This window comes from Plantactinospora siamensis (assembly GCF_042434095.1).
Taxonomy (GTDB): domain Bacteria; phylum Actinomycetota; class Actinomycetes; order Mycobacteriales; family Micromonosporaceae; genus KBS50.
Map to the genome: position 1 here is coordinate 30,416 of NZ_JBHLUE010000021.1, position 23,494 is coordinate 53,909.

A 23,494-nucleotide genomic window follows, 5' to 3' on the forward strand; every position below is an offset into this window, starting at 1 on the left:
TCACCGGTCGGCGGGGGCGGTGGGCACGGTGATGTCGAAGGCCAGGCCGCTGGAGCCCTCGCCCCGGCCGGTTCCGCGCCGGGCCCCGAGCCACACCGACACCCGGCCGTCCGGTCCCCGGGTACGGCGGAAGGCCAGGCTCAACACGGTGCCGGTCGCTGGCACCTCCTCCTCGTTGATGAAGTACGGCCTGGCCGGGGCGGTGTCCAGCCCCTCGCGCAGCAGGGCGGTGTGTGGCCGGATCGGGCGGCCGTCCACCGAGCTGGGCAGCGCGGCACGTTGCAACTGGACCGAGCGGGTGTCGCCGGGCACGTGGACCGGCAGGAACGGGATCCAGTGCTCGGGGATCGTGTTCATGGCCTCGTACGCGATCGGCGCGTGCGGCGCGTCCGGCGGGGGCGGCGGGTGCAGGCGGTTCTGCTGGGCCAGCGTCTCGGTCACCACCTCGCTGCCGCGCCGGCCCTCGCCGGTGGCCAGCCGGATGGTCCGCTCGATCCCCCAGACCAGGTTGGCGTTCTCGTCGCGGATCAGGGACACGTCCTCCAGCGCCGGTCCGGTGGCGATCTGCGGGGCGGTGGCCGGCAGCAGCAGGCGCCGGTCGAGCGTGTCGGTGGTCTCGGCGCCGAGGGCGTACATGGCCCACCGCTGCCACCCCTGCTGCTCGCCGGTCCCGGCCGCGGTGATCCACCGTCGTTCCCCGAACACGTCGGTCACGGCGAGGCCCTGCACCTCGGCGAGGGCGACGGCCGGCAGGTCGCAGGGCAGCAGGTACCAGTCGTTGCTGAACACCAGGGCGAATTCCAGGAACACCAGCCGGGTGACGTCGGTGCTGTCGGGCTGCACGGCGGCGAAGTTGGTCCGGCCGTCCTCCACCGCCCACCAGCGCGGCAGCGGCATGCCGGAGAAGCGCACCGGCGCGGGGAACACCGTCCGGTTGAGCACGGTCGGCGCGGTCGGCGCGGCGGTTCCGGTCACCGAGAACGAGTGCCAGTCGACCGTGCCGCCGGGGTGTTCGGGCGCGGTCAGGGTGGTGCCGCCGGCGGTCACCGAGAAGCGGTGTTCCAGCCGGCGCGGGTCCCAGGTGGGCGCCCCGGTGGGCTGGTCGATGAGGCCGGTGAACCAGGCGACGAGCCGGCCGCCGAGGGTGTCGAGTTGACCGCGGAACGGGCCGTTGACATTGGCGATTCCGTCGTAGGCGTGGCCGCCGTCGACGATGTGCCGGTAGAGCGCGTACCCGTCCATCCGGCGTCCGGCGACCGCCTGCAGCTGGGCCCACACCTCCGGATGCGCGACCCGGGCGGTGTCCGCGTCGGCGGCGGGGTCGGGGGCCGCGATCGGGTAGTGGTCCACGTAGTCCTGCCGGAACCGGCGCAGCGGGGGCGCGGCGTCGAGGAGCTTGAGCCAGCGCCGGCCGATGGCCAGGCGCAGGTCGTACGAGAGGGGGTCGGCGCCGAAGGCGAACGGCACCTGCCGGCGTTCGGCGGCGGCCTCGATGGGCCGGTCCGCCGTCCCGCTCAGCGGGGCGGCGGCGACGGAGTAGGTGGCGGTGACCGGCGAGCCGGCGTCCTCGCCGCGGAACTCGCCGAGCTGCCACTGCCGGGTGAGCATCCACAGCGGGTCGCGGATCTCCGCGCGCAGAGCCCGGTCGAAGTCGGTGGATCGGGGCCGGCCCTCGAGCCGGTTCCACCTGGTCACCGTGGGGAAGGTGCGGGCCGCGAGGGCGGCGGGCAGGTCGGCGATGCGTACGGGCTCAGTCACTGGGTCTTCCACCTCAGGTTGCCGAGGGCGAGGTCGGTGCCGATGGTGATCGGCTGCGCCGGCGCGGCCAGGATGGTGGCCGGCAGCAGGTGGGCGTAGGCGGAGTCGTCGAGGTGCTGGGGCTCGACGGCGCGCAGCTGCGCCAGGTCGTAGGTGTCGTTCACCGCCGCGACGATGTCCTCGACCAGCCAGCTCCCGGTGCGGACCGGCGGAACGACCAGCAGCATCGCCTGCGGCGGCTCGGAGTCGGGCCGGTCGACGTCCAGCGCGATGCCGGTGGTTTCGCGCTTGTTGGGGATGACCTCGGTCCACTCGTCCAGCAGCAGGCCGCACCGCTGCTTGACCGGCGGCGGCGGGTCCTTGTCGGCGTAGTGCGCGGTGAACAGCAGCCGGTCCTCGGTGATCTCGGCGCCGGCCGCGAACTCCAGGCCGAGCCAGTGGTCGTTGGCCTTGACCGGCAGTTGGATCGGTTCCAGGGTGAGGTCCACCAGCGTGAACGGGGGTCCGCCCCGGCCGCGCAGGGCGTCGCTGAGCAGCGTCACCCGTTCCCAGAGCCGGGGGGCCTCGCGGACCCGGGCCACGCCGTGCAGCCAGTCGTCCACCGGGAAGTCCCGGCCGTTGGTCTGGGACAGGTGCTTGAGCAGGTCGTCGCTGTTGGCGCGGGCCGTGCGCAGGTCGGCGGCGAGCTGGTCGCCGGCGGTGAACTCGGGCACCGCCAGCGCGTCCTCACCGAGCAGCGCCCGCAGCGCGTCCAGCGCCGCGGTGACCCGGTCCGGACCGGTCAGCGCCTGGTCGTATTCGGCCAGGGCCGCGTCGGCGGCGGCCAGTCGCGCGGTGGCGTCCGCAACGAGGGCCCCGGCCCGGGTGAGCAGGTCGGCGGCGAAGGTCAGGACCCGGTCGCGGAACGGGCCCAGGTCGAGGCCGACCGGGTCGAACGCGGTCAGCGGCAGCAGGGCGGCGACGTCGTCGAGCAGGCCGGCCAGGGTGTCGCGGTGGGTGCCGGCGAGGTCGCGCAGGTCGCCGAGGCGGTGGCTGAACGCGGTACGGGCGTTCTTCACGATCGCCCGCAGCTGGGCCGGCTGGGCCGGTCGGGGGCTGGTGGGCGCGGTGCGCAGCAGCCGTTCGGCCGTCTGGAGCAGGGCGAACCGCTGCTCGTCCGGGGTCCCGGGTGGCAGGGCGGCCTCCTGCGCGATCAGCGCGTCGGCGTCGGCCAGGTTTCCGGCCATCCGGTCGGCGGTCGCGGCGACGGCGGCGAGCAGGTCGGTGAACACGGCGCGTCGCCAGGTCACCAGCTCGCCCCAGCCGCTGCGGACCATGCCGAAGCCGCCGGCGGCGATGGCCAGGTCGGCGTAGCGGCGCAGGAACACGTCGATGGCCTCGACGCGGGCGTCCGGCACGGCCTGGGTCAGGTCGTGGACGTAGTCGGCGACCTGGTCGCGCAGCGCGGCGAGGCTGGCCCGGACCGCGGCGGGCCGTTCCCGCCGTACCGTCACCGCGTCGTCGGCGGACCGGTCGACGTCGGCGGTCCCGGCGGCCGGCACCAGGTCGGTCGGCCGCAGCGGCCGGGCGGTGGTCAGCAGCGTCCGCAGGGCCGCCACCAGCGGTGACAGCTGGAAGAACGTCACCTTCTGATCCACGGGGCGGGTGTATTCGATGGTCAGCACGCTGTCCGGGCGCGGCGGGTCGTGCGCGAGGACCGCGCCGACGATGCGGTCGTCGAGGTCGCTTCGGTCCGCCTCGCCGGTGGGGCGCAGCGCCCAGAGCAGGTCGATGGGGGCCAGCCCGAGGTCGCGCTGGGCGACCTGCCGGCTGCGGGCGGCGCCGGTGACCGGGTCGGTCCAGGTGACCAGCGCGACCACGTCGCCGTCGTCCGGGAGAATGCCGCGCAGCCAGTCGTCGACGGCCGGTTCGGCGCGGCTGCGCGGCGGGCCGCCGCCGGGGTTGAGGCCGGGCTTGAGCTGCAGGCCGAACCGGTGGGTGAGGGTGACGCCGGTACGGGGGGTGTGGATGATCGCCGGGTCGGGCGGGAAGCCCTCCTTCGCGAAGGCGTCCAGCGTGGTGGTGGCCCGTTCCGGGTTGCCGGAGACGGCCTGGTGGGTGCTCTCGGCCACGGCGAGGTCGGCGACCGCGTCGTGGATCTGCAGGAGTCGCTGGACCTCGGCGTCGATGGCGTCCAGCTGGGCCGGGGTGGCCGGCGGCAGTCCGGGGGCGCCGAACGGGTAGCGGGTGTCGTCGGTCCGGGTGACCCGCCGGACCAGTTCCAGGCCGTCGATGACGGTGCGCGCCTCGATCAGCTCGGCCGGGGTGCCCGGCTCGGGCGTGGAGAGGCGACCGGCGCGCAGCGGGAACGCGCCGCGCAGGGCCCCGATGATGGCGTCGAGTTCGGCCTGGGCGAACCGGTCGTGCAGGCCGCGTTCGAAGCGGTAGCCGAGCATCGCGCCCAGCGACTGGCCCTGGCGGATGCCGTCGAGGATGGTGAGCGCGACCCGTACCCGGTCCGAGCTGAGGTCCACGGCGAACGAGCCGGGGTTGTCCGGGGTGGCGTTGGCCAGGTATCCGGCCCGCAGCACGGCCGCGGTGGTGGCCTGACCCGGTGAGGGCGCGTGGACGAAGCCGCCGTTGTCCGGGTCGTGCAGCAGGGGCGTGGAGCCGGGCGGGGTGAACAGTTGGGCCAGCGCACCGCTCAGCTGCACCGGGGTCAGCGTCGAGGTGCGGGGTCGGACGTCCTCCAGCCAGCCGTACGCGCCGAGGTGCAGGCCGCGCGGCTTGCCGGCGCCGCCGTTCACGCCGTATCGCAGCTCGGCGAGGCGTTCGTGTGCCAGGCCGAGCCGCCAGGCGTCGAGCCGGTATGTGGCGCAGTCGAGGTGTTCGACCAGGACCCGTTCGAGTTTCCCGGTGGCCAGGTCGGCGAGGGCGTCGAGGCCCTGGACCTGCTCGGCGAGGGCGGCGACGCCGGGCCGGCCCTGCGCGAGGGCGGCCGGGATGGCGTCGACCACGAGCCGGTGCGGGTCGCCGGTGACGGCCGGGTCCGGCGAGTAGAGCTTGCCGAACCGGCTCTCGGTGCCGGTGGCGGTGGCCACGTGCACGAATGGCGGGTCGGCCGGGCTGGGCACGTCGGGGCTGCCGGCGGCCACGGCGAGCCGGCGGGCCGTGTCCGCCCAGCCGAGCAGCACCGCGTGCCGCAGCAGCAGGTAGAGCAGGGCCGCCGGTGGCCGGTCGTCGGCGAAGCCGGTCTCCAGCCGGACCGCGTCGAGGTCGGTGTCGGCGAGGTCGGCGAGCCAGCGCAGGTAGTTGCGCCCGTCGGTGGTGTAGGGGCGGACGGCGGCGCTCTCCGACAGCGGCCGGTCGTCCACGAGCGGGCCGAGCAGCGGGTGCTGGGTTTCGGCGAAGAGCCGGCGGATCAGGTCGGGGTCGTCCCCGGACGGGTGGCCGAGCCGGGCGAGCAGGGCGCGGATCGGTTGCGGCAGGTGCAGCTGGTCGAGCGCGGGCAGCACGGTCGGGCCGAGGCCGGCGAGATTCTCCCGGTTGTAGACCTCCTCGACGCTGCGCGCGTACCGCTGGTAGAACTCCACCGAGGTGGGGTGCAGGGCGAGGATGTCGAGCAGGATCTGGTGCGGGTCGCCCGGGGCGGGGTCGCCGGGCCGGGGCAGCCGGGCCACCGAGGTGGCCGCGGCGTGCCGCCAGTCCGCGACCGCGGCGTCCAGCAGCTGCCGCAACCGGCGCCGGTGCGCCTGCTGGTCGGGCCAGGCCAGCCTGCCGAACGCGGTGGTCGGCAGGAGACCGTACGGTTGCCGGCCGATCTGGACGGCGGGCAGCGCGCCCCGGCCTGAGACGTACCGGGTGAAGAACTGGCGGGTCTGCTCGACGTCGGCCTCGTCGAGCAGCGGGTGCAGCGCCGTCTCCAGGTAGGACCCCCAGGTCGCGGGCCACAGGGCGAGGTTGGCGGCTCGGGCGTCGCGCTGGTCGGTCTGCCCGGCATTGGGCATCCCGGTCAGGATGGCCGGGTCGACGCCGAGCAGGTCGGCCAGCCAATGACCGTCGGTCCTGGTCAGCCAGTCGGCCGGGGCGGCGGGCGTACCGCTGCCGGCCCCGGCGGCGCCGGCGGGCGTGGCAGAGGCGCCGGCGGGCGTGGCGGAGGCGCCGCCGGCGGCGGGCCCGACCGTGGTGTCGGCGCCGGCCGGCGCCTGTTCGGTGTTGTTGGTCGGGGTGACCTGCGGCAGCAGGCGGTACCCGGCCGGGCTGCGGACCTGCCGGGTGATCAGGTCGGCCAGGTCGGCGGCGCTCTGCGCGGGGGTGGACTGCTGGCGCAGGCCGAGGACGACGAGCCGGTCGAGCCCGCCGCGGAGCTGGTCGGTGAGCGGGATCCGCAGGCCCATCCCGACCTGCACGGCCCGGGTGAAGTCGGTGAGCCAGCGCAGGTCGTCCGGCACGTGCAGCGCGCCGGTCTGCTCGTTGACCGAGAGCTGGTCGGCGGCGGCCGGGTCCGGGCTGACCGTCAGGGTCTGCGGCACCGGCGCGCCGGTCGCGCTCAGCACCTGCTGGCCGCCGACGTACCCGAGCACGGTGAACCGGTCGGGCAGCAGCCGGGCCCGGGCGGCCTGGGTCCAGGACTGCCCGGCGACGGCGCCGGCCGGCGGGGCCGGCAGCACGAGGAACGCCACGAGCACGCTGTCGCTCGGGTCGACGGCAGCGGCGTCGAGCCCGGCAGGGCGGCGGCCGCGGATGGTGGCGGCGCGGGCGCCGCCGACCGACGCCTGCAGGGCGGTGTCCGCGGCGCGGATCCGGCGCCGGTCGCCGTGGGCGCGCCAGACGGCCGTCCAGTACGTGACCGTGGGGGCGCGGTCGGCGGCCGGCACCGGTTGCGCGGTGACCACGACCAGCACGGTGGCGCCGGCGGGCACGGTGGTCGGTTGGTCGGCCGGGTTGGCCGGCACCCGGGTCCGCACCAGCCAGGCCGCCCGGCCGGCGGGGACGCGGGCGGTCAGCTCGTCGAACGCGGCCTGCCGGGCCGCCGGGTCCGCGCCGGCCCGCCAGGTCGCGATCCAGTACGCGTCGACCGCGCTCACCTCGGCAGGACTCGGTTTGGGCTCGAAGGTGTCGATCGCCCAGTCGTCCGGGAACACCCGGACCAGCAGCTCGGTCGGGGTGAACCGGGTCTCGACCCGCACCGGCCCGAGCAGGACCGGGAAGTCGTCGCTGAGCGCGGTGCTGGTCACGGGAGCATCTCCTCGGCGTGCACGGCCATCAGGACCGGCGCTTGGAACAGGATGTAGGCGATGTCGGCGGAGCTGAGCCCGGCGTGCCACAGCGGCAGGGACAGGTCCTCGGCGTGCTGGTCGGCCTTCTCCGCGTCGTCGACCGGGTCGTCGAACTCCTGCAGCGGGACGGGGGTGGTGGCGCCGTCGAGCGTGATGAACCCGCTGCCGTGCGGGTCCACGTCGGGCCAGGACAGGTCGTTCCACACCTCGACCCGGTCCGCGCGGTCGAGGTCGAGGCCGAAGCGCGGGTCGCCGGGCCGTTCCTTGATGACGAAGAACCAGCCGGCGTCGCCGCCGTCGGCCCCCCGGGCCTCGTCGGCGGTCAGGTCGAACCCCAGGAGGTAGACGTCGGGTTCGATCTTCGCCTCGTACAGCGGCAGGCGGATCTCGGCGGCGCTCGGGTGCGCCGGGTCGAGCAGGTCGACCGGTACGCGTTCCTGCTGCGGATCCGGGTGCGCGTCGTCGGGCTGCCAGCGGGCCTTGTGCGCGTAGATGGCCGCGGTGGGGTACTTCTTCAGCAGCTCGCCGCGGATCACCAGCACCAGGTCGTCCTGCTGCGCGCCGCCGGCTTCCCGGTTGTCGTTGCCGCCGAGCGGGTTGGCCAGCGGCCAGCGGTCGATCGGCGCGATGTCGTAGAGCCGTTCGCGGCGCTGCGCCGGGTCTTCGCCGGGCCGGGCCGGCGCGGTGCGCGGGTCCCAGAACTGGCGGAACGGGGTGCCGCGCTGGTCGGTCGGGTACTCCCGCCACAGCAGCTCGCGGCCCATCTCGTAGTTGAGGCCGACCAGGAACGCCTCGATGAACTCCTGGTTGGTCTCCAGCAGCGTGACAGTGTCCGGCGGCAGCAGGTTGAGGTTGGGCACGAACGTGTCGACCGACTGGTCCAGCAGGCTGCGATACATCGGCAGGTCGATCACCGGGTAGGCCATGGCCTCGATGAACCGCTCGGCGAACGGTTGCAGCCGCTCCGGCAGGCTGACGGCGGTGAGCAGCGCCTTCGGCACGGTGTGGTCGGCCCGCAGCCCGTCGAGCACGGCGACGGTCGAGCCGGCCACGTCCAGCGCGACCCGCTCGTCGGTGCGGCCGGCCAGCTCGGCGGCGGCGTTCGCGGCCGCGGCGTCGGCCAGCGCGGCCTTGAACCGCGCCGCGTCGGGGCTGTCCGGGCCGCCGGGGGTGGGCACCCGGGGATCGCCGGGCAGGGTGATGACGAAGTCGGCGCTGGTGGGCAGCGCCGGCAGGCCGGCGGGGTGCAGGGTGCGGTCCAGCTCCTCGCCGGTCACCACGGCCCCGGGGGTCCGCTTCGGCGGGGCGGCGGTGAGGCTGTCCGCGGGGTCGTCCAGCCGGGGCAGCAGCGCGTCGGCCGGCCGATCCGGGTCGAACGGCAGCGCGGTCATGAGCCGGGAGCCGGGTCGGGTGATCCGGCGCATCGCCGGGGACACCGGCGCGGTGCCGACGCGGCTGGTGGCCACCTTGAAGCCGACGGCGATCTCCTCGGTCCGCTGCGCGACGAGGCCGCTGGCGCCCGGCAGGACGGTGGTGGTGGTGACCCGGGAGTGGGCGGGCGCGGTGAGGGTGAGCGCCCGGCCCGACAACGGGGCGTTGGCGGCCGGCCCGGCGCCGGCCGCCGGGACGGGCCCGGGCCGGGACCGGTCCGCGGGGTCGAGCCCGGCGCGGGCCACGGAATCCCGCCCGGCCCGCAACCGGTACGCGCCGGCGGGCCCGGTCCCGCGGCGGGCGGTGGCGATCGGCGGCGCGGCCAGGTGGCGCGTCTGCAGCACGTGGCCGACCTCGCGGGCGAGCTGGGCCGCCCGGATCCGGTTGTTGGCGGCCAGCACGTCGCCGACCTGCGCCCAGGCCGCCGCCATGAACTCCTCCTGGCGGTCCTGCACGACCCGGGTGCCGTAGCTGGCCGCGACGCGGAACCGCGGGTCGAGGTTGAGCCGGTGCACCCAGTTGTGGACGTTGTCCGCCGGGCTGCCGTCGCGGGCGGTGAGCAGCCGGGCGGTCTGCGCGTGCCAGCGGCCATACAGCGGCGGGGTCAGGACCGGGTCGGTGGGCGCCTGGCCGAGGTAGTCGTCGGAGAGGTTGATCAGCGTGGCCAGCGCGCGTTGGAACGGGTGCGGGTACGGCTCGTCCCACCGGTCGAAGATGTCGGGCGCGCGTCCGGGCACCCGCAGCGCGCCGCCGAGGCGCAGCACGCCGTCGATCGCCGCCGGGGTGGTGATGCCGGGCAGGCCGAGTCCGGGGGAACGGTGCACGTCGAGGTCGCGCCGGCCGACCCGCTCGTCGGGCACGCGCGGTCGCAGCAGCCGGACCAGCGATTCGAAGTCCCCGCCGCTGCCGGTGGTGAAGAACCAGCGGTGGTAGTACGGCAGGGTGCCCGGCAGCGGCTGGCCCGGGTAGTCCACGCCCCAGCCGGGGTGCAGCGCCGCGGGCGCGCCGGCCGGGTCGAGCCCGAGGCCGGCGAGCCGGCCGGTTTCGAAGGCCGGGACGAGAAAGGCGTGGTAGTTGGTGTCCGGGGCGAGCCGGCGCGGGCACAGCAGCCGGGCGTTGGCGTTGTCGGCGTTGCCGGCCAGCACCGCGGCCAGGGCGGGCAGCGCGACGCTCATGTCGTCGGAGGTGACCTGCCCGGCGAGGTCGGCGTCGACGTGGACGTGGGCCCAGGCGCCGAGCTGGTCGGGCGCCGGCAGGGTGTGCCGCGGGTCGTGGACGGTGATGAACGGCAGCGGCCGGTCGGCGCTCACGCCCTCGTCGAACTCGCCGTTCCCGTCCTGCGGGTCGCGGCCGGCGGCCAGCACGACCAGCGCCAGCCACGGCGCGACCCGGCCGGCCGCGGGCCCGCCGGGCGCGGGGCTGTAGCGCCACGGGAAGTCCTCGTCGTAGAACTCGATGTGGGCCAGGAAGTTCGCCTCGACGTTGGTGATCCAGGGGCGGGGCTCGGTGCGGGAGATGGCCCGGGGGTCGACGCCGATGACGTCACCCGGCCCGTACAGCTGGACGGCGCGGCTGACGTCGGTGGTCACCACCCCGCCGGGGGTTTCGGCGGCGAGCCGCAGCGGCACGTCGACACTGGCCCGCGCCGCCGTGCCGGGCGCGCCGGTGAGGTGGGTGGCCAGGCCGGTCCGCAGCCACGGCAGGAACGAGTAGACGGTCACGGGACGACCGCCAGGGTGAAGATCTCCGTCGTCCCGGTCAGCTCGACGCCGGCGCCGCCGGCGGTGGCCTGCCCGCTGCGGGTCACCCCGCCGGTGGCCAGGACCCGGCCGTCGGCCAGGGCGGTGGCGGCGCAGCCCCACCGGCCGACGCCGAGCCCCCCGGCCGGCGCCCAGTGATCGCCGTCGTAGAGCAGGGCGCCGGCGAACCCGACGCCGTCGCGGATGCCGTCGGCGCCGCCGATCACCAGGGCCCGGCCGCCGCCCAGCGGGACGGCCCGGTGCCGGTTGCGGCCGGACGGCATCGGGGCGGCGGCCGACCAGACCCCGGTGGCCTGGTCGTACAGCTCGGCCGTGGCGCGGCTGAACGGGTCGAACGAGGCGTCGTCGGCGGGGCCCGGCGGGCTGCCCCCGGTCACCAGGACCGAGGTCGGGGACAGCAGCACGGCCTGGTGCCGGCTGCGCGGCACGAGCAGGCTGCCGGTCGGGGTCCACCGGTCGGCGGCCGGGTCGTACAGCTCGCAGAAGGCCAGGGCGGCCTCGTCGCCGTGCCCGGTCGGCACGCTGCCGCCGACCACGAGCACCTGACCGTTGCCGAGGACCAGGCTGAGGTGGCCGGTGCGCGCGTCGGTCATCGGCGCGGTCTCGGTCCAGGCGCCGGTGGCCGGGTCGAACCGTTCGGCCGAGCGCAGCGCGCCGAGCGACTGCGCCGACCGGACGGCGGTGCCGCCGGCCACCAGGACGGTGCCGTCGGGCAGCCGGGCGGCGCTGTGGCCCCAGCGGGCGGTGTGCATCGCGGCCGCGGCGGTCCAGGCCTTGCTCGCCGGGTCGTAGATCTCCGCGCCGGCCAGCGCCGGGGCGGGGAACTGGGCGCCGGCGCTGGTGCCACCGGCCGCGAGGACGCGGCCGTCGGCGAGCGCCGTCACCGTGTGCAGCCGGCGCGGGGTGTGCAGCGCGCCGGTCACGGTCCACTGGCCGGTGGCGGGGTCGAACACGGCGGCCCGGGCCAGCGGCGCCGAGGTGGCGTCGGCGCCCCCGGCGACCAGGACGGCGCCGGTGGCCAGCAGCACGGCGCCGTCGTGCTGCCCGTCCCAGGTGGCGGTGGGCGCCAGGTCACCGGCCGGCGTCCAGGCGCCGGTGGCGGTCGGGGTGGCGGTGGTCATCGGGTCTCCCTGGGCTCAGCGCGGCTGCCGGGTCGTCGGCGGGCGGTCGTGGACTGGGGGTCAGCGGGCGGGCGGGGCCGTGCGGATCGGCGGGTGGTCACGGGGTGAAGATCTCGGTGCCGGCGGTGGGCTGGCCCGGGGCGACGAGGCCACCGGCCACCACGATCCGGCCGTCGGCCAGGTCGGCCACGGCTGCGGACCAGCGGCCGGTGGTCAGGCCGCCCGTTGCGGACCACCGGTCGCGGACCGGGTCGTAGCTGGTCACGCTCCGGTAGCCGGCGGTGAAGCCGGGTCCGGAGGTGCCGCCGACGAGCAGCACCGCGCCGGTCGGCAGCGCGACGGCGCGGTGCCGGGTCCGCGGCCCGGGCAGCGACGCGGCCGGCGTCCAGGCGCCGGTCGCCGGGTCGAACCGTTCGGCGCTGTCGAGGCTGCCGGCGCGGTAGCTGCCGTCGGCCCGTACGCCCACCCGGTCTCCCCCGGTGACCAGCACCGTTCCGTCGGGCAGCGCGGTGGCTGTGTGCGCGGCCCGGGCGGCGCCGAGGTCGCCGGTGGGCGTCCACCGTCCGGTCGCCGGATCGAAGATCTCGCAGTCCGCGATCGCCCGGCGGGGTCCGCCGGTCAGCAGCTCCCCGCCGATCACCAGGACCCGGCCGTGGTCCTGCCGGACGGCCTGGTGGCCGCTGCGGTCCACGGTCAGCGGGGCGGTCACGGTCCAGGCGCCGGTGGCCGGATCGAACCGTTCGACCGGGTGGACCGGTCGGCCGTCGTGCTCCCCGCCGGCGACCAGGACGGTGCCGTCGGGCAGCAGCGTCGCCGAGTGCCCGGCCCGGGGGCTTGCCGCGCCGGTGGCCGTCCAGGTGCCGGCGAGCGGGTCGTAGATCTCGGGGCCGACGCCGGCCAGCAGGACCCGGCCGTCGGCGAGCAGGGTGAGGGTGTGGCCGTCGTGCGGCGCGTGCGGCGCGGGGCCGGTCAACCACACCCCGCCGACCGGGTCGAACAGCGCGGCCGCGCCGCCGGAGACGGTCAGCAGCCGCCCGTCGCGCAGGCGTACGGCCGGCGGGCCCGGCGTGGTCCAGGCGGCCGGGGTCGGCAACGGTCCGGCCACCGACCAGGTGTTCGGGACGGCGAGCGGCGCGGCCGCGTCCGCGGCCGGGATGACGTGCACGGTGCCGGCGAGGCCGGGCGCGGCCCGTACCCAGTCGGCGAGCGCGTCCTGCGCGGCGGCCCGGCTGCGGAACGTCGCGGCCGCCGCGCCGCCGGGCAGGGTGGCCGGGCCGGAGCGGGGCGGGAAGGCCTGCTGGTTGTTCCGGACGTAGGCCACGACGAACCGCTGGTTGCCCAGCGTGACGGTGTCCTCGGCGGCGAACGGCTGGCGTCGCCGGGCGTCCTGCTGGGACAGCGGTGACCGGCTGGTGCTGCTGCCGGCCAGCAGCTGCCCGAAGACGGCCGGGCTGACGCTGGTGAGGGTGCGCCGGGCCGGGGTGGCCACGACGGTGGGCTCGGCGCGCAGCCCGGTCCGGCGCCGACTGTCCACGACGATCGCCTCGAACCGGGCGCTGCGCCGGACCACCCGGGCCGAGGCGAGCGCGCCCTGCTGGCCGGCCAGCTCGACGCCGGCGTCCTGGTCGGCGTACGCGGGCAGGGACAGCTTCTCGGCGTCGCTGAGGTCCTGGTACTGGGCCATCGCGAACTTGTCCCCGGTCACCGACACCAGGGCGAAGCCGCTGCCGGCGACGGGGGTGACGGAGAACCGGTTGCCGTCGCGCGCCCGGCGGGCGCCGATCCGGTCGACCCGGATGTCCAGCGGCAGCGCGCGCTGGCGGACCACCAGGGTGCCCAGCGGGTGCAGGACCAGTTCGTCGGTCGCCGGCAGGGTCCGCAGGTTCACCAGGGCGCCCCGCCCGGACGGCAGCCGGGTGAGCCAGCCCTCGACCTTGGTGATCTCGGCGGCCAGCAGGGGCAGCACGTCCACCGGCGGCAGCGTGGTGTCCCGGGACTCGCCCCAGGTGATGTCGAAGTCGGCGGAGATCTCGAAGAACAGGAAGCCGATCGAGCCGCGGCCGTGGGCTCGCCACGGCGCCGGTCCTTCGAGCTGGAAGTGCAGGGTGATGTGGAACAGCCCGACGCCGAACGCCTTGAGCGAGACGCCGCCGTCGACGCTCACGACGAAGTGGAAGGGGGAGAACTGGAAGAGGGCGTCGAAGCCGAGGTGCCCCTCGATGCCGAACCCGCCGAAGCCGAGTTTCAGCTCGGCGCGGCCGCCGAACTGCACGGTGTTGCTCGTGATGGCGAAGTAGCCGGAGACCCGGATGAGCTGGCCGGCGCGGTTGAGGACGTCCACCGCGAGCCGATCCGGCACCGGGAACGGCAGGGGCGGCGGCCGGAACGCCGGGTGGAACCCGCCCACGGTGATCACCAGGTCGGGGTTGTCGCCCCAGGCCACCACCAGGCCCATGCCGCCGGTGAGCGGCATGGTGAGGATGCGCGAGTCGAAGATCTGCGCGAAGAACCACAGCCGCTGCTTGTCGAACTCCAGCGCGCCGACGAACGCGACCTGCAGTTGCAGCAGCGGGAGCTCGGCGGTGGGCAGCACGGCCCGCAGCACGCCGAGCACGGCCAGGTTGCCGGGGATCTCGATGACCACGCCGAGGGAGACGCTGATCAGCGTGGGCGTGCCCCAGCCGATCTTGGCCATCGGTCCGATGAGGAACGTGCCCGCCTCGGCCGGGAAGAACGACCGCAGGTCGCTGAGGATCCGGGGCGCGTTGGCCACCACGTCGCGGGGGAACATCACCGCGTCGACCGCGCCGGTGCGCACCCCCTCGACGAGCGCGGACAGGTTCATCCCCCGGTTGAGGCCGAGGATGCCGCCGACGGCCAGCAGGGTGAAGCCGTAGCCGAGCTGGATGCCGGTGCCGCCGAACTCGGCGGTGAGCACGACCAGCAGGGAGAAGCCGGGTGAGCCGTCGGGCATCCGGGTGCTGATCAGTCCGATGGCCTTCAGGGCGAGGAAGTCGGCGAACTCCAGCTCCAGCGCGCCGGCGTACTCGCCCCGGTCGGGGTCGGCGAACAGGTAGCCGCCGCCGACGACGAGGCCGGCGTCGACGGACAGGCCGACGCCGTTGGGCGGTTTGAAGGCGAACCCGATGTTGGCCGGTCCGAGGTTGCCGCCGCCGCTGGGGAAGCCCAGGTCGGCCACCACGCCGATCCGGTCGACCGCGGCCGAGACGGGTCCGAGCCGCGCCGACATCCCGGCCGACAGCTCCACCGGCACGGCGCCGCCGGTCGGCCGGGCCGCCAGGTACAGCGTGGTGATCTCGGCCGGTCCCACCTCGACGTGGACCGGCACGGCGATCTCCAGCCCGCCGCTGCCGTGGAACCGCAGCCCGGTTTCGGGGGTGAAGGCGAATCCGACGCCGAACTCGGATTCGATCCGGCCGCCGCCGGTGACCGTGGCGATGAACCCGTCGCCGCCGGACAGGTCGATGACCAGCCGGCCGCCGGTGATCTCGCCGCTGGCTTCCGGGGCGGCGCGGAACTGCCCGGAGGTCGGGTCGAGGGCCAGCCGCAGCGCGCCGTCCAGGCGCAGCCCGGCGAACTCCAGCCGGCTGCCGCCGGCCTGGCCGAGCAGCACGAACGGCTCCGCGGCGGCGCGGGTCAGCGCCACGGTGACCTCGCCGGTCAGCGTCCCGGACGGCGGGGACAGCGCGATGTCCAGCGGCGGCCGCAGCGTGCCGTGGGTCTCGGCGGCCAGCCCGCCGGCGAGCCCGACGTGCGCCGTCCAGTTGGGCGGGGACACGGGCACGTCGAACCCGGCGCTTGCCGTGGCGGTGAGGGCGAGCGAGACGTCCAGCCCGGCGCCGTCGGCGGTGGGCCGCACGGTGACGGCGAACGCCTGCAGCTCCGGCGCCGCCCCGGGGACCAGCAGCACCGGCAGGCCGAGCCGGGCGAGCGCGGTCTCCAGCGCCGTGAGCAGCCGCGCCGCGTCGAACGTGCCGGCGCCCCACCCGTACAGGGCGCGCAGGTGGCCGACCGGGTCGGTGAGGGCCGGCACCAGCCGGTCGAGGTGGACGGACACCTTCTCGTGCGGGGGCAGGGCCGGGTTGCCCGGGTCACCCGCCACGAACGTGCGCTCGAGCACGCCGAGCAGGGTGAGGATCGCGGCGCCACCGGGGGTCAGCTGCAGCAGGTCGGCCAGGAGCAGGTCGGTGAGCTTGCGCGGCAGGTCGGTGACGAGATCGTTGACCATCGCCGCGGTGATGCCGGGCAGCGTCGGTCCGCGGCTCTGCAGCGCGGCGGCCAGTTCCGGGATCGCCGCGGTGATCCGGCCGAGCTGGGTGACCAGGGCCAGCGAGGCGCCGACCACCGACGCGGTGTCGCCGCCGTCGATGGCGGTGGTGAGGTTCTTGACCAGCTCGTCGAGCTGCCCGGTGACGGTGGTGATGGTGGTGCGGGCCGCCGTGATCGCCGGGTCGGTGAGCAGCTGGTCGGGGAAGCGGACGCCGAGTTCCTCGAGGGTGTCCAGGACCTCGTCGTCGGTGAGCTTGCCGGCGAGCCGGCCGAGCAGCTGGGCCAGTTCCAGCGCCACCAGCTCGATGGTGCCCGCCTGTTCAGCCACGGTCCACCTCCGCCCCATCGCCGCTGGCCCGCGCCCCGACGCCGCCTGCGGTCTGTGCGCCGGGGCTCCGGCCCGGCTGCGCGCCGCCGCCGCTGCGCGCTCCGACGGCGGCCAGCTCGACCGGCTCGGCGCCGAAGGCCACCAGCAGCTCCGGCACGGTCCGGCCGCCGATGTCGGGCATGATGGCTTGCAGCCCGCGGAGGTCCTCGGCCAGGGCGGGGCTGCCGCGCTGCGCCAGCGTGGCGGCCAGCCGGTCGACGCAGACCGCGACCGGCGTGCCGGAGATCGTCTCCGGCAGCGCCAGGTCGGGCTGGCTCATCATCCGGACCAGCGCCTGGAAGATCGCCGCCCCGCCGCCACGATGCCAGGCCAGCGTGACCCGCCGGTCGTTGTTGATCAGCGCCATCAGCTCCCGCTGGTGCCGGTCCCAGAAGGCGGTGAGCCGGCCGCCGACCACGGTCGGTTCGAGGGCCCGGCGCACGGCGGCCAACCGGTCCGGGGTGGGGCCGTCGGCGGTGAACCAGGCCCGGCCCACCGGCGCCCGCACGGCGCCGTCCGGGTCGCGGCCGCCGAGGAACGTGGCGGTGTCGACCAGCGGGGCCAGTTCGGCCGGTACGGCGACGGTCGAGCCGCCGCCCGGGACGGTGAACACCTCGGCGTCCGAGTTGGACATGGCGACCTCGAGCCGCAGCGTGAGCGGCGGCGTACGGTGGTCGAAAATGGTGTGCAGATTCTGCAGGACCCGGTTGATCGGCAGCGCCCGACCGGAGATGCGTTCGATGCCGTCGCCCTCGGGCAGGGAATCACCGCCCTCGCCGCCGCTTTTGAAGCGGGCGGTCACGATACCGAGGACCCGGTTGTCGTCGTCGACGAGCGCCGCGCCGGAGTCACCCTTGTCGGCGAAGACGAGCCGGTCGCCCGAGCGCGCCGCCGGGTTGTTGTTCGGCCGGATCCGGATGGCGAAGAACGCCGTCCCGTCGGTGCCGTTGATCTCGGCGATGATGCCGCCGGTCAGGCCGGTGCGCGCGCCGCGCTTGCGGACCTGACCCTTGCCGGTCATCAGGGTGACCAGGTCCGCCCGCTGCACCGGGGTGTGCACGGGGATCCGACCGACCTCCAGGACGCGCGGCTGCCAGCGCATCCCGGCCCGGAGGGTGACGACCGCCTGGTCGCTCTGCCCGCCGGGATGCGCGCCGTCCAGGTAGACCCCGATGATGTTGTCGGTGCCGCAGCAGGTCGACTTGGTCTGGGTGTCCGGCGAGCCCACCTTCGTGTCGCCGCGGTCGACGAACGCCTGGCCGTCGGAGTCGATGACGTGCTGGCAGGTGAGCACGTAGCCGCGTTCGTGGTGGTCGCGGTCCCACAGCAGGCAGCCGAGCGTGCCGCCGGCGGCGTGCGCGCCCTTGTTCGGGAACTCGGGCCGGATGAACGCCGCCGACATGAGTTGGACGCCGCCGATGACCGGCCGCTGCACCTCGCTGCGCAGGCTGGAGTCGCTGAACATGCCGGAGGTCATGACGGCGCCGGGCACCGGGGCGAGCGCGGAGACCGGCTCCACCCGGGCCTCCCGGGCCGGGTCGATGACGTCCACCGGGATGCCGTCGATGGTGGCCGGGATGAGCTCCTCCGCCGCAACGGAAGCCGCCGCCCGCTTGCGGGTCACGTGCACCCGGATGGCGAGCCGGTCGGTCGAGACGCCGTCGACCTCCTTGCAGCCCAGCGCCACCCGGCGCACACCGGGCAGGCCGAGCAGCCGGGCATTGTTGGCGTTCTGCACCTCGATCGCGCGCTCGACGTACGCCTCGTCGTAGGTCACCGTCGCTCCCCTCCCCCGGCGGCCGCCACGACGGACGCCGGGGCCGCGGCCGTCGCGACCGGCGCCGGGCCGTCGAGCGCGGCGACGATCTCCGGGTACGTGCGGCCGGCCAGGTCGGGCAGCGCGTCCCGGGCGGCCCGCAGCGCGGCGCGCAACGGGGGTGATCCCTGGGCCGCGAACGCGTCGTGGATCCGGCCCAGGCAGTCGGACAACGGCTGGCCGTTGACCGTGAGCGGCAGCCGCAGATCGGGCCGCCCGGCCATCCGGATGAGCGTCTGCACCAGCGCGGGGCCGCCGCAGCGGTGCCACACGACCGCGACCCGGCGGTGCTCGTTGACCAGCCGCACCAACTCGGCCTGGTGCTCCACCCACAGCCGGACCAGCGCCCGCCCCCGCGGGGTCGTGTCGAGCCGGGCGCGCACCGCGGCCAGCAGGTCTTCGCTGGGTCCCACCACACCGGGCAGGAGGTGAGTGCCGGGTGGTGCGAGGACCCGCACCCCCGGCTCCGGGGTCGACAGCGCGGGCGCCAGTTCCTCCGGCACCCGCAGGGTGGCGCCGGGAACGGTCTGCACGACGCCGGTGTCGTCGGCGGTCGCCAGGGCCAGCGGCAGCCCGTCGTCGCTGGCGAAGGCGCCGAGAATGACGTCGATCGGCAGCTCGATGCCCTTACGGATGCCCAGGTCCTCGTCGACGGACCCGGCGAAGTGCAGGCCGACCACCTCGTTGTCGTCGTTGAGCACGACGGCGCCGGAGTCGCCGTGGTCGGCGAAGTAGGTGATCTGGTCGTCGGGCACCGCCGGGTTGAACCGGGGCCGGACGATGATGACGTTGTGCCGGGTGATCTCGCCGGACGTGTGGTCGGCGTTGATCGCCTCGACCACTCCCCCGGTGAGTCGCGTCTTGGCCCCGCGCTTGCGGACCGAGTAGGTCAGCGTCGCGGCCTCGGCCACGGTGATGGTGTGGGTGCCGGCGACCACCCCGACGTCCACGATCTCGGCCATCCACTGGGTGCCCGGATCCAGCCGGACGGCGGCGGCGTCTCGCACCGCGTCCCGGGCGCCGGCCCGGAACGTGCCGAACTGGTGCGAGCAGCACCGGGTGGAGCTGGCGAAGTTGGTCGGCTGGCCGACCCGGGTGACGCCGGCCTCGGCGTCCTCGCTGCCGCTGTCCACGACGTGGAAGTTGGTCAGCGCGAAGACCTGGGCGGGGTCGGTCTGGTGCACGAGGATCGCGCCGAGGGTGCCGGTGCCGGCGTTCCGGTGCGCGGTCTGCACCTGGACGCCGCCGATCAGCGGGCGGTACTTGTCGTCGTCGCCGGCGCCGCGCGGCACCCGCGCCGACCCGACCGGCTGTTCCGGCCCGTCGTCCACCTCACCGTCGGGGTCGGTGTCCGGCTCGGAGGGAGCGAGCTGCGACACGTCCACCCCGACGCCCTCGAACTCGCTGGGCAACGCCTCGCCGGCGGCCAACTCGGCCAGCGGGCGCTTGCGCACGACGAACACCTTGAGGACTATCTCGCCGGTCGGCCGACCGTTCCGTTCCCGTCCGCCGAGCCCCACGGCCGTCACGTCCGGCCGGGTCAGGAACTCGGCGGCGGCGCGTGCCTTTATCGCGATGAGGCGCTCATCATCGACCGTCATGAGGTAACGCCACTGCTGTCAGCCACCCGATGACGACACCACGTGCCGTCGGGCGCCGCGGTTAGGAATCCGACAGCCGAGCGCGCCGGGCCCGCCGCCGGCGCCGTGGCCGGAAGACACCCGCAGGTGGCGGTGCCGGTGTCGGATCTCGGACCCGACCGCTGCGCAGGATCTCCCGCACCACGGGCGGGGTGTCACCGCGGCCGAGGATCAGGTACCGCATCACGGGCCCGCGATCGGACGCCGGTTGGTCCCGCACCGGCTGAGAAACCTGGGTACGCTCCCACGGCCCGATTCCCGCGCCCGGAGGGAGACTGTCGTGATCATGGCGCTGCTGCTCGATCTCGCCAACATCGTCGGCGGGTTCCTGCTCGCCGCCGTGCTGCTGCGGCTGGTGCCCCGGGTCGGCGACGACCTGGGCCGGCTGGCCGACCGCGCCGCCCCGTACGCCTGGATCGTCGGCCTCGTGGCGCTGGCGGCCGGCGGCTATTACCTCATCGTCCACCTGGTCTCCGGCCCGCGGGTGTTCCACTTCGAGGTGGTCGGCGTCGGCGTCGGCCTGGCCCTGTTGTGGCGCCGGCTCACTGGGCGGGCGGAGCCGCACGCCGGCCGATCGGAGAGGCGCGCCGGGCTACCGGAGCACGTTGGGCTACCGGGGGCGCGCGCCGAGCGGCCCGGCGGGCCCACCGGCGTCGGCCTGCTGCTCGCGGTCTTCGGCCTCATCGCGATCGTGGTCGGCATCCAGGGCCTGTTCACCCCGGACGGATGACCGGCAAGCCGGCGGGTCGCGCTCTCGATCGTTTCCCACCGAGTCTGCTGCACCTAGGCTCATAGATGCGCAGGCCTGACCATGTCGTGTCTGAGGCAGGGAGCTGGACATGGGGGGCAGCACGACGGACCAGGTTATGTCTATGGTTGTGACAACGCTGGTGGCTTCGGTGGGCACGGTTGTCGGGTTCGCGGGACCGCGTCGGCCTACGGCAAGGCCGGCTCGAATCTCGACTCCAGCAGTTACCGCAGACAGACGGATGGAGTCAGCGCGACATGCGGCCCGGCACCTTCCCGGGAGCGCGACCTGGACGTGCCTCAGGAACGTTCATGACGGAGCGTACGGATGGGTCAGTGACTCACTGCTCCCCGGCAACGGCTCCAATGTGTTCTCCGGATTCTGAACCGAGCCTGGTTCCTCGGCCTACCACCGCGACCGGTGGCGGCGCGGACGGCGCCAGGATCGCGCGGTAGAAGGTCCGACGGTACCGCGCGGTGCGGAAGAACGAGACGGCAAGGACCGGATCGGGGTCGCCGGCCATCGAGCCGGCACCCGTGCCGCCGCTCGAGCCACCGGCCCGTCGTCCGCTGCAGGGTTGGCAGATGGCCGGCGGCGCCGCCATCCCGCTCGTCGGGCAGGCGCTCGCGGGTGGCGGCTGGCTCTACTCGATGTACACCTTCATTCACTACGCGACGCCGGACTCGCTGTTCATGGTGAATCTGTTGACCATCGCGCTGGAGCTTGTCCTGTTCCTGGGCTGTGCTGTCACCGGCGGGGTGCTCGTGCTACAGGGCAACCGCGGCGTCGGGCTCGGCCTGCTCCTCGGATGGCCGGCCGGCATCGCCGCGCTCTGCCTGGCCGGTGCGCTCATCTGACCAGAGTGGGGAGGATTGTTGTCGCCCCAGCGACGACAATCCTCCCCAGTTCGGCTTCGGCTCGTGGCGCCGAGGCGCCCGCCTCGGCGTCGGCCCGCGCCGCCGGCAGGTCGTCGGCGTCAGTCGACCGTGCTCGCGGCGGCGCGCGCTTAGATCATCCGGGAGTGGTAGCGGGCCCAGACCGCCGGCCGCTCCTCGTCGGGCACCCGGTGCAACTCGCGGACGAGGGCGTCGATCTGCGGGGTCATCGTCACGATGACCGAGGCCGGGATGTCGTCGACGGTGGCGAACGTGTGCACGGTGCCGGCCGGAACGATCAGGAACTCTCCGCTGCCGAGGCGGCGTACCTCGGTGCCGAGCGTGACGTCGAGTAGGCCGTCCAGGACCGCGAAGCCCTCGTCGCCCCGGTCGTGGATGTGCGGCGGGGCCTGCGGATAGGGCACCGGCCGTAGGTCCCAGCGCCGCATCACGAAGTCCGCCACGGACGCAGGCTACCGCCGATCGGGTCAGCCGCCGCTGCCGGGTTTGACGAGGCCGGACTCGTAGCCCAGGACCACGGCCTGCACGCGATCGCGCAGGCCCAGTTTCTGCAGGATCCGGCTCACGTGGGTCTTGGTGGTCTGCTCGGCGATGAACAGCGCCGCGGCGATCTCGGCGTTCGACATGCCGAGGGCCATCAGTCGCAGCACCTCCCGCTCCCGGTCGGTGAGCCCGTTCAGGGCGGTGGTGTCGGCGTACGGGTTCGTGGGTCCAGGTAGGTACGAATGAACGGGACCCAGGTGCGGCGTGTCGGCGGGGCTGTTGGCTGTCCGGTGAGTGAGACTTCGCCCGGTATGAGCTGGTGCGGAGGCGGCGATGGTCCTGCGGTCGGAGCGGTGGCTGGAGTTACGTCGGTTTCGTGCGCTGCATGAGGCGGAGCTGAGCATTTCTCAGATCGCCCGGGAGACCGGGATGGGCCGCAGGACGGTGCGCAAGTATCTGGCGAAGGACGCGCCGCCGGCGCCGCCGCAACGGCGGCCGCGGGCAGGCGGACGTGCGTCGGTGTTGACTCCGTTCGCGCATGTGATCGACGGGTGGTTGCGGGCGGAGCTGCTGCTCAAGGGCACGTGATCCATGAGCGGCTGGTCGAGCAGTATGGGTTCACTGGCAACTACCAGCGGGTGAAGCTGTATCTGCAGGCGCTACTGAACCGGGCCGCGGCGGCCCAGGTCACCGTCGACCGCCGGCCGCTATCGGTCTATGACCAGATCGCCGGCACCGCTCCGTTCACCACCGCACGCAGCTATCCGAAGGGCACGACCTCGTGAGTGACCTCGTACGCCGACCGCATCCGGGCCACCGCCACCAGGCTCGGCCTGCCGCACCTGGCCCGCACCCTGGCGGACCTCACGGCCCGCGCCGACACCGAGGCCATGGGCTACCTGGACTTTTTCGACCTGGTCCTCGAAGAAGAGCAGGCCGTCCGCGACGAGCGTCGCTTCCGCTCGGCGTTGCGCCTGTCGAAGCTGCCGCATCACAAGACCCTTGACGAATACGACTTCGCATTCCAGCCTGAGTTGGACCCGCGCATGATCCGGGATCTGGCCACCCTCGCGTTCGTGCAGGCCAAAGCCAACGTTGCTCTGCTCGGCCCGCCCGGAGTCGGGAAGACCCACATCGCCGTCGCCCTGGCGGTTGCCGCCTGCCGAGCCGGGTTCACCGTCTACTTCACCAGCCTCGACGACATGGTCCGCCACCTCACCGCCGCCGACGACATCGGGCGGCTGGCCCGCAAGCTGCACACCTACCTACGCCCCAACGTCCTGGTCATCGACGAGGTCGGCTACCAGCCACTGGAACGTGCCCAGGCCAACCTCGTCTTCCAGGTCATCTCCAAGCGATATGAGAAGGGCTCCACCTGCTCACCTCGAACAAGAGCTTCGGCGAATGGGGCCAGGTCTTCGGCGACGAAGTCCTCGCCACCGCCATCCTCGACCGCCTCCTGCACCACTGCGACGTCGTCGCGATCAACGGACCCAGCTACCGGCTCATGAACCGCCTCACCGCCATCGACGGCCAAGCCAACGTCGCCTGACGTCGATCCAGGGGTTCGCCATTCCAGCAGCTACCCGGCCCCGCGCAGGCCACGCGCTTCGAGGTGCTCCTCAATCCCTGCCGTCATTCGCGCGAATTCCGCAGCCAGGTCGACGCCGTATCGGTCAGCAAGAACCAACACCGACCAGAGACAGTCGGCCAGCTCATGACCGAGCCGCTCACGAGCGTCAGTGATCTCACGGCGCCCGTCGACAGCCATCACGAGCTTCGCGAGATCCCCAACGTCACCAACGAACCCCAACGCCAGATCGCCCGTGCTCCAAGCTCCGCGACCCGCCGCAACGTTGTGACGGTCATACAGCTCAGCGATCGCAACCGCTCTCAACCTCAATCTCTCAAGATCCATAACCGCAA

The 23,494-nt window shown here is 74.4% G+C and carries 13 protein-coding genes and 2 pseudogenes; 5 read left to right on the forward strand and 10 right to left on the reverse strand.

The features are described 5' to 3' along the window. The 7 genes from ACFFHU_RS24880 to ACFFHU_RS24910 form a co-directional block, all read right to left on the reverse strand. Positions 1 to 1,758, reverse strand: a complete 1,758-nt coding sequence (locus ACFFHU_RS24880) for a hypothetical protein (protein ID WP_377342659.1) — start codon at positions 1,756 to 1,758, stop codon at positions 1 to 3. Continuing rightward, complete coding sequence (locus ACFFHU_RS24885) at positions 1,755 to 6,974, reverse strand: hypothetical protein (protein ID WP_377342660.1); 5,220 nt, start codon at positions 6,972 to 6,974, stop codon at positions 1,755 to 1,757. The genes ACFFHU_RS24880 and ACFFHU_RS24885 overlap by 4 nt, the downstream gene beginning before the upstream one ends. Beyond that, entirely contained in the window at positions 6,971 to 10,168 is a 3,198-nt protein-coding gene (locus tag ACFFHU_RS24890) for a hypothetical protein (protein ID WP_377342662.1), read from the reverse strand. Before ACFFHU_RS24890 ends, ACFFHU_RS24885 begins: the two co-directional genes overlap by 4 nt. After that, positions 10,165 to 11,328, reverse strand: a complete 1,164-nt coding sequence (locus tag ACFFHU_RS24895) for a Kelch repeat-containing protein (RefSeq protein WP_377342663.1) — start codon at positions 11,326 to 11,328, stop codon at positions 10,165 to 10,167. Before ACFFHU_RS24895 ends, ACFFHU_RS24890 begins: the two co-directional genes overlap by 4 nt. Positions 11,329 to 11,425: 97 nt before the next feature. Beyond that, positions 11,426 to 15,946 carry a DUF6603 domain-containing protein gene (locus ACFFHU_RS24900; RefSeq protein ID WP_377342664.1) on the reverse strand — a complete coding sequence of 1,507 codons (4,521 nt, stop codon included), beginning with the start codon at positions 15,944 to 15,946 and terminating at the stop codon, positions 11,426 to 11,428. Next, positions 15,939 to 17,762: a trypsin-like peptidase domain-containing protein gene (locus tag ACFFHU_RS24905; protein ID WP_377342665.1), complete on the reverse strand. Its 1,824-nt coding sequence runs from the start codon at positions 17,760 to 17,762 to the stop codon at positions 15,939 to 15,941. Before ACFFHU_RS24905 ends, ACFFHU_RS24900 begins: the two co-directional genes overlap by 8 nt. Next, a complete protein-coding gene (locus tag ACFFHU_RS24910) occupies positions 17,759 to 19,402 on the reverse strand; it encodes a hypothetical protein (protein ID WP_377342666.1) in 1,644 nt (547 codons plus the stop codon). The genes ACFFHU_RS24905 and ACFFHU_RS24910 overlap by 4 nt, the downstream gene beginning before the upstream one ends. A gap of 325 nt (positions 19,403 to 19,727) precedes the next feature. Between ACFFHU_RS24910 and ACFFHU_RS24915 the strand changes: the two genes are divergently transcribed. Both ACFFHU_RS24915 and ACFFHU_RS24920 read left to right on the forward strand, forming a co-directional pair. Further along, positions 19,728 to 20,171 carry a hypothetical protein gene (locus ACFFHU_RS24915; RefSeq protein ID WP_377342697.1) on the forward strand — a complete coding sequence of 148 codons (444 nt, stop codon included), beginning with the start codon at positions 19,728 to 19,730 and terminating at the stop codon, positions 20,169 to 20,171. Positions 20,172 to 20,665: 494 nt separating this feature from the next. Then, a complete protein-coding gene (locus tag ACFFHU_RS24920; RefSeq protein WP_377342667.1) occupies positions 20,666 to 21,046 on the forward strand; it encodes a hypothetical protein in 381 nt (126 codons plus the stop codon). Positions 21,047 to 21,195: 149 nt separating this feature from the next. On the opposite strand, the gene ACFFHU_RS24925 is transcribed toward ACFFHU_RS24920, so the two are convergent. Beyond that, the gene (locus tag ACFFHU_RS24925) at positions 21,196 to 21,528 is read right to left on the reverse strand and encodes a cupin domain-containing protein (protein ID WP_377342668.1); all 333 of its coding nucleotides are present in this window, start codon (positions 21,526 to 21,528) and stop codon (positions 21,196 to 21,198) included. A gap of 24 nt (positions 21,529 to 21,552) precedes the next feature. Next, positions 21,553 to 21,768 (reverse strand): annotated as a pseudogene (locus ACFFHU_RS24930) (response regulator transcription factor); the annotation flags it as partial. Positions 21,769 to 21,901: 133 nt separating this feature from the next. Between ACFFHU_RS24930 and ACFFHU_RS24935 the strand changes: the two are divergent. The 3 genes and pseudogenes from ACFFHU_RS24935 (at position 21,902) to istB (ending at position 23,120) form a co-directional block, all read left to right on the forward strand. Next, a complete protein-coding gene (locus tag ACFFHU_RS24935; protein ID WP_377342669.1) occupies positions 21,902 to 22,156 on the forward strand; it encodes a helix-turn-helix domain-containing protein in 255 nt (84 codons plus the stop codon). Further along, the gene (locus ACFFHU_RS24940) at positions 22,153 to 22,353 is read left to right on the forward strand and encodes a hypothetical protein (RefSeq protein ID WP_377342670.1); all 201 of its coding nucleotides are present in this window, start codon (positions 22,153 to 22,155) and stop codon (positions 22,351 to 22,353) included. The genes ACFFHU_RS24935 and ACFFHU_RS24940 overlap by 4 nt, the downstream gene beginning before the upstream one ends. Beyond that, positions 22,354 to 23,120 (forward strand): annotated as a pseudogene (gene istB, locus ACFFHU_RS24945) (IS21-like element helper ATPase IstB). Positions 23,121 to 23,150: 30 nt separating this feature from the next. Here the strand turns inward: istB and ACFFHU_RS24950 are convergent. Next, complete coding sequence (locus ACFFHU_RS24950) at positions 23,151 to 23,486, reverse strand: nucleoside triphosphate pyrophosphohydrolase family protein (protein WP_377342671.1); 336 nt, start codon at positions 23,484 to 23,486, stop codon at positions 23,151 to 23,153. Positions 23,487 to 23,494 lie beyond the last annotated feature (8 nt).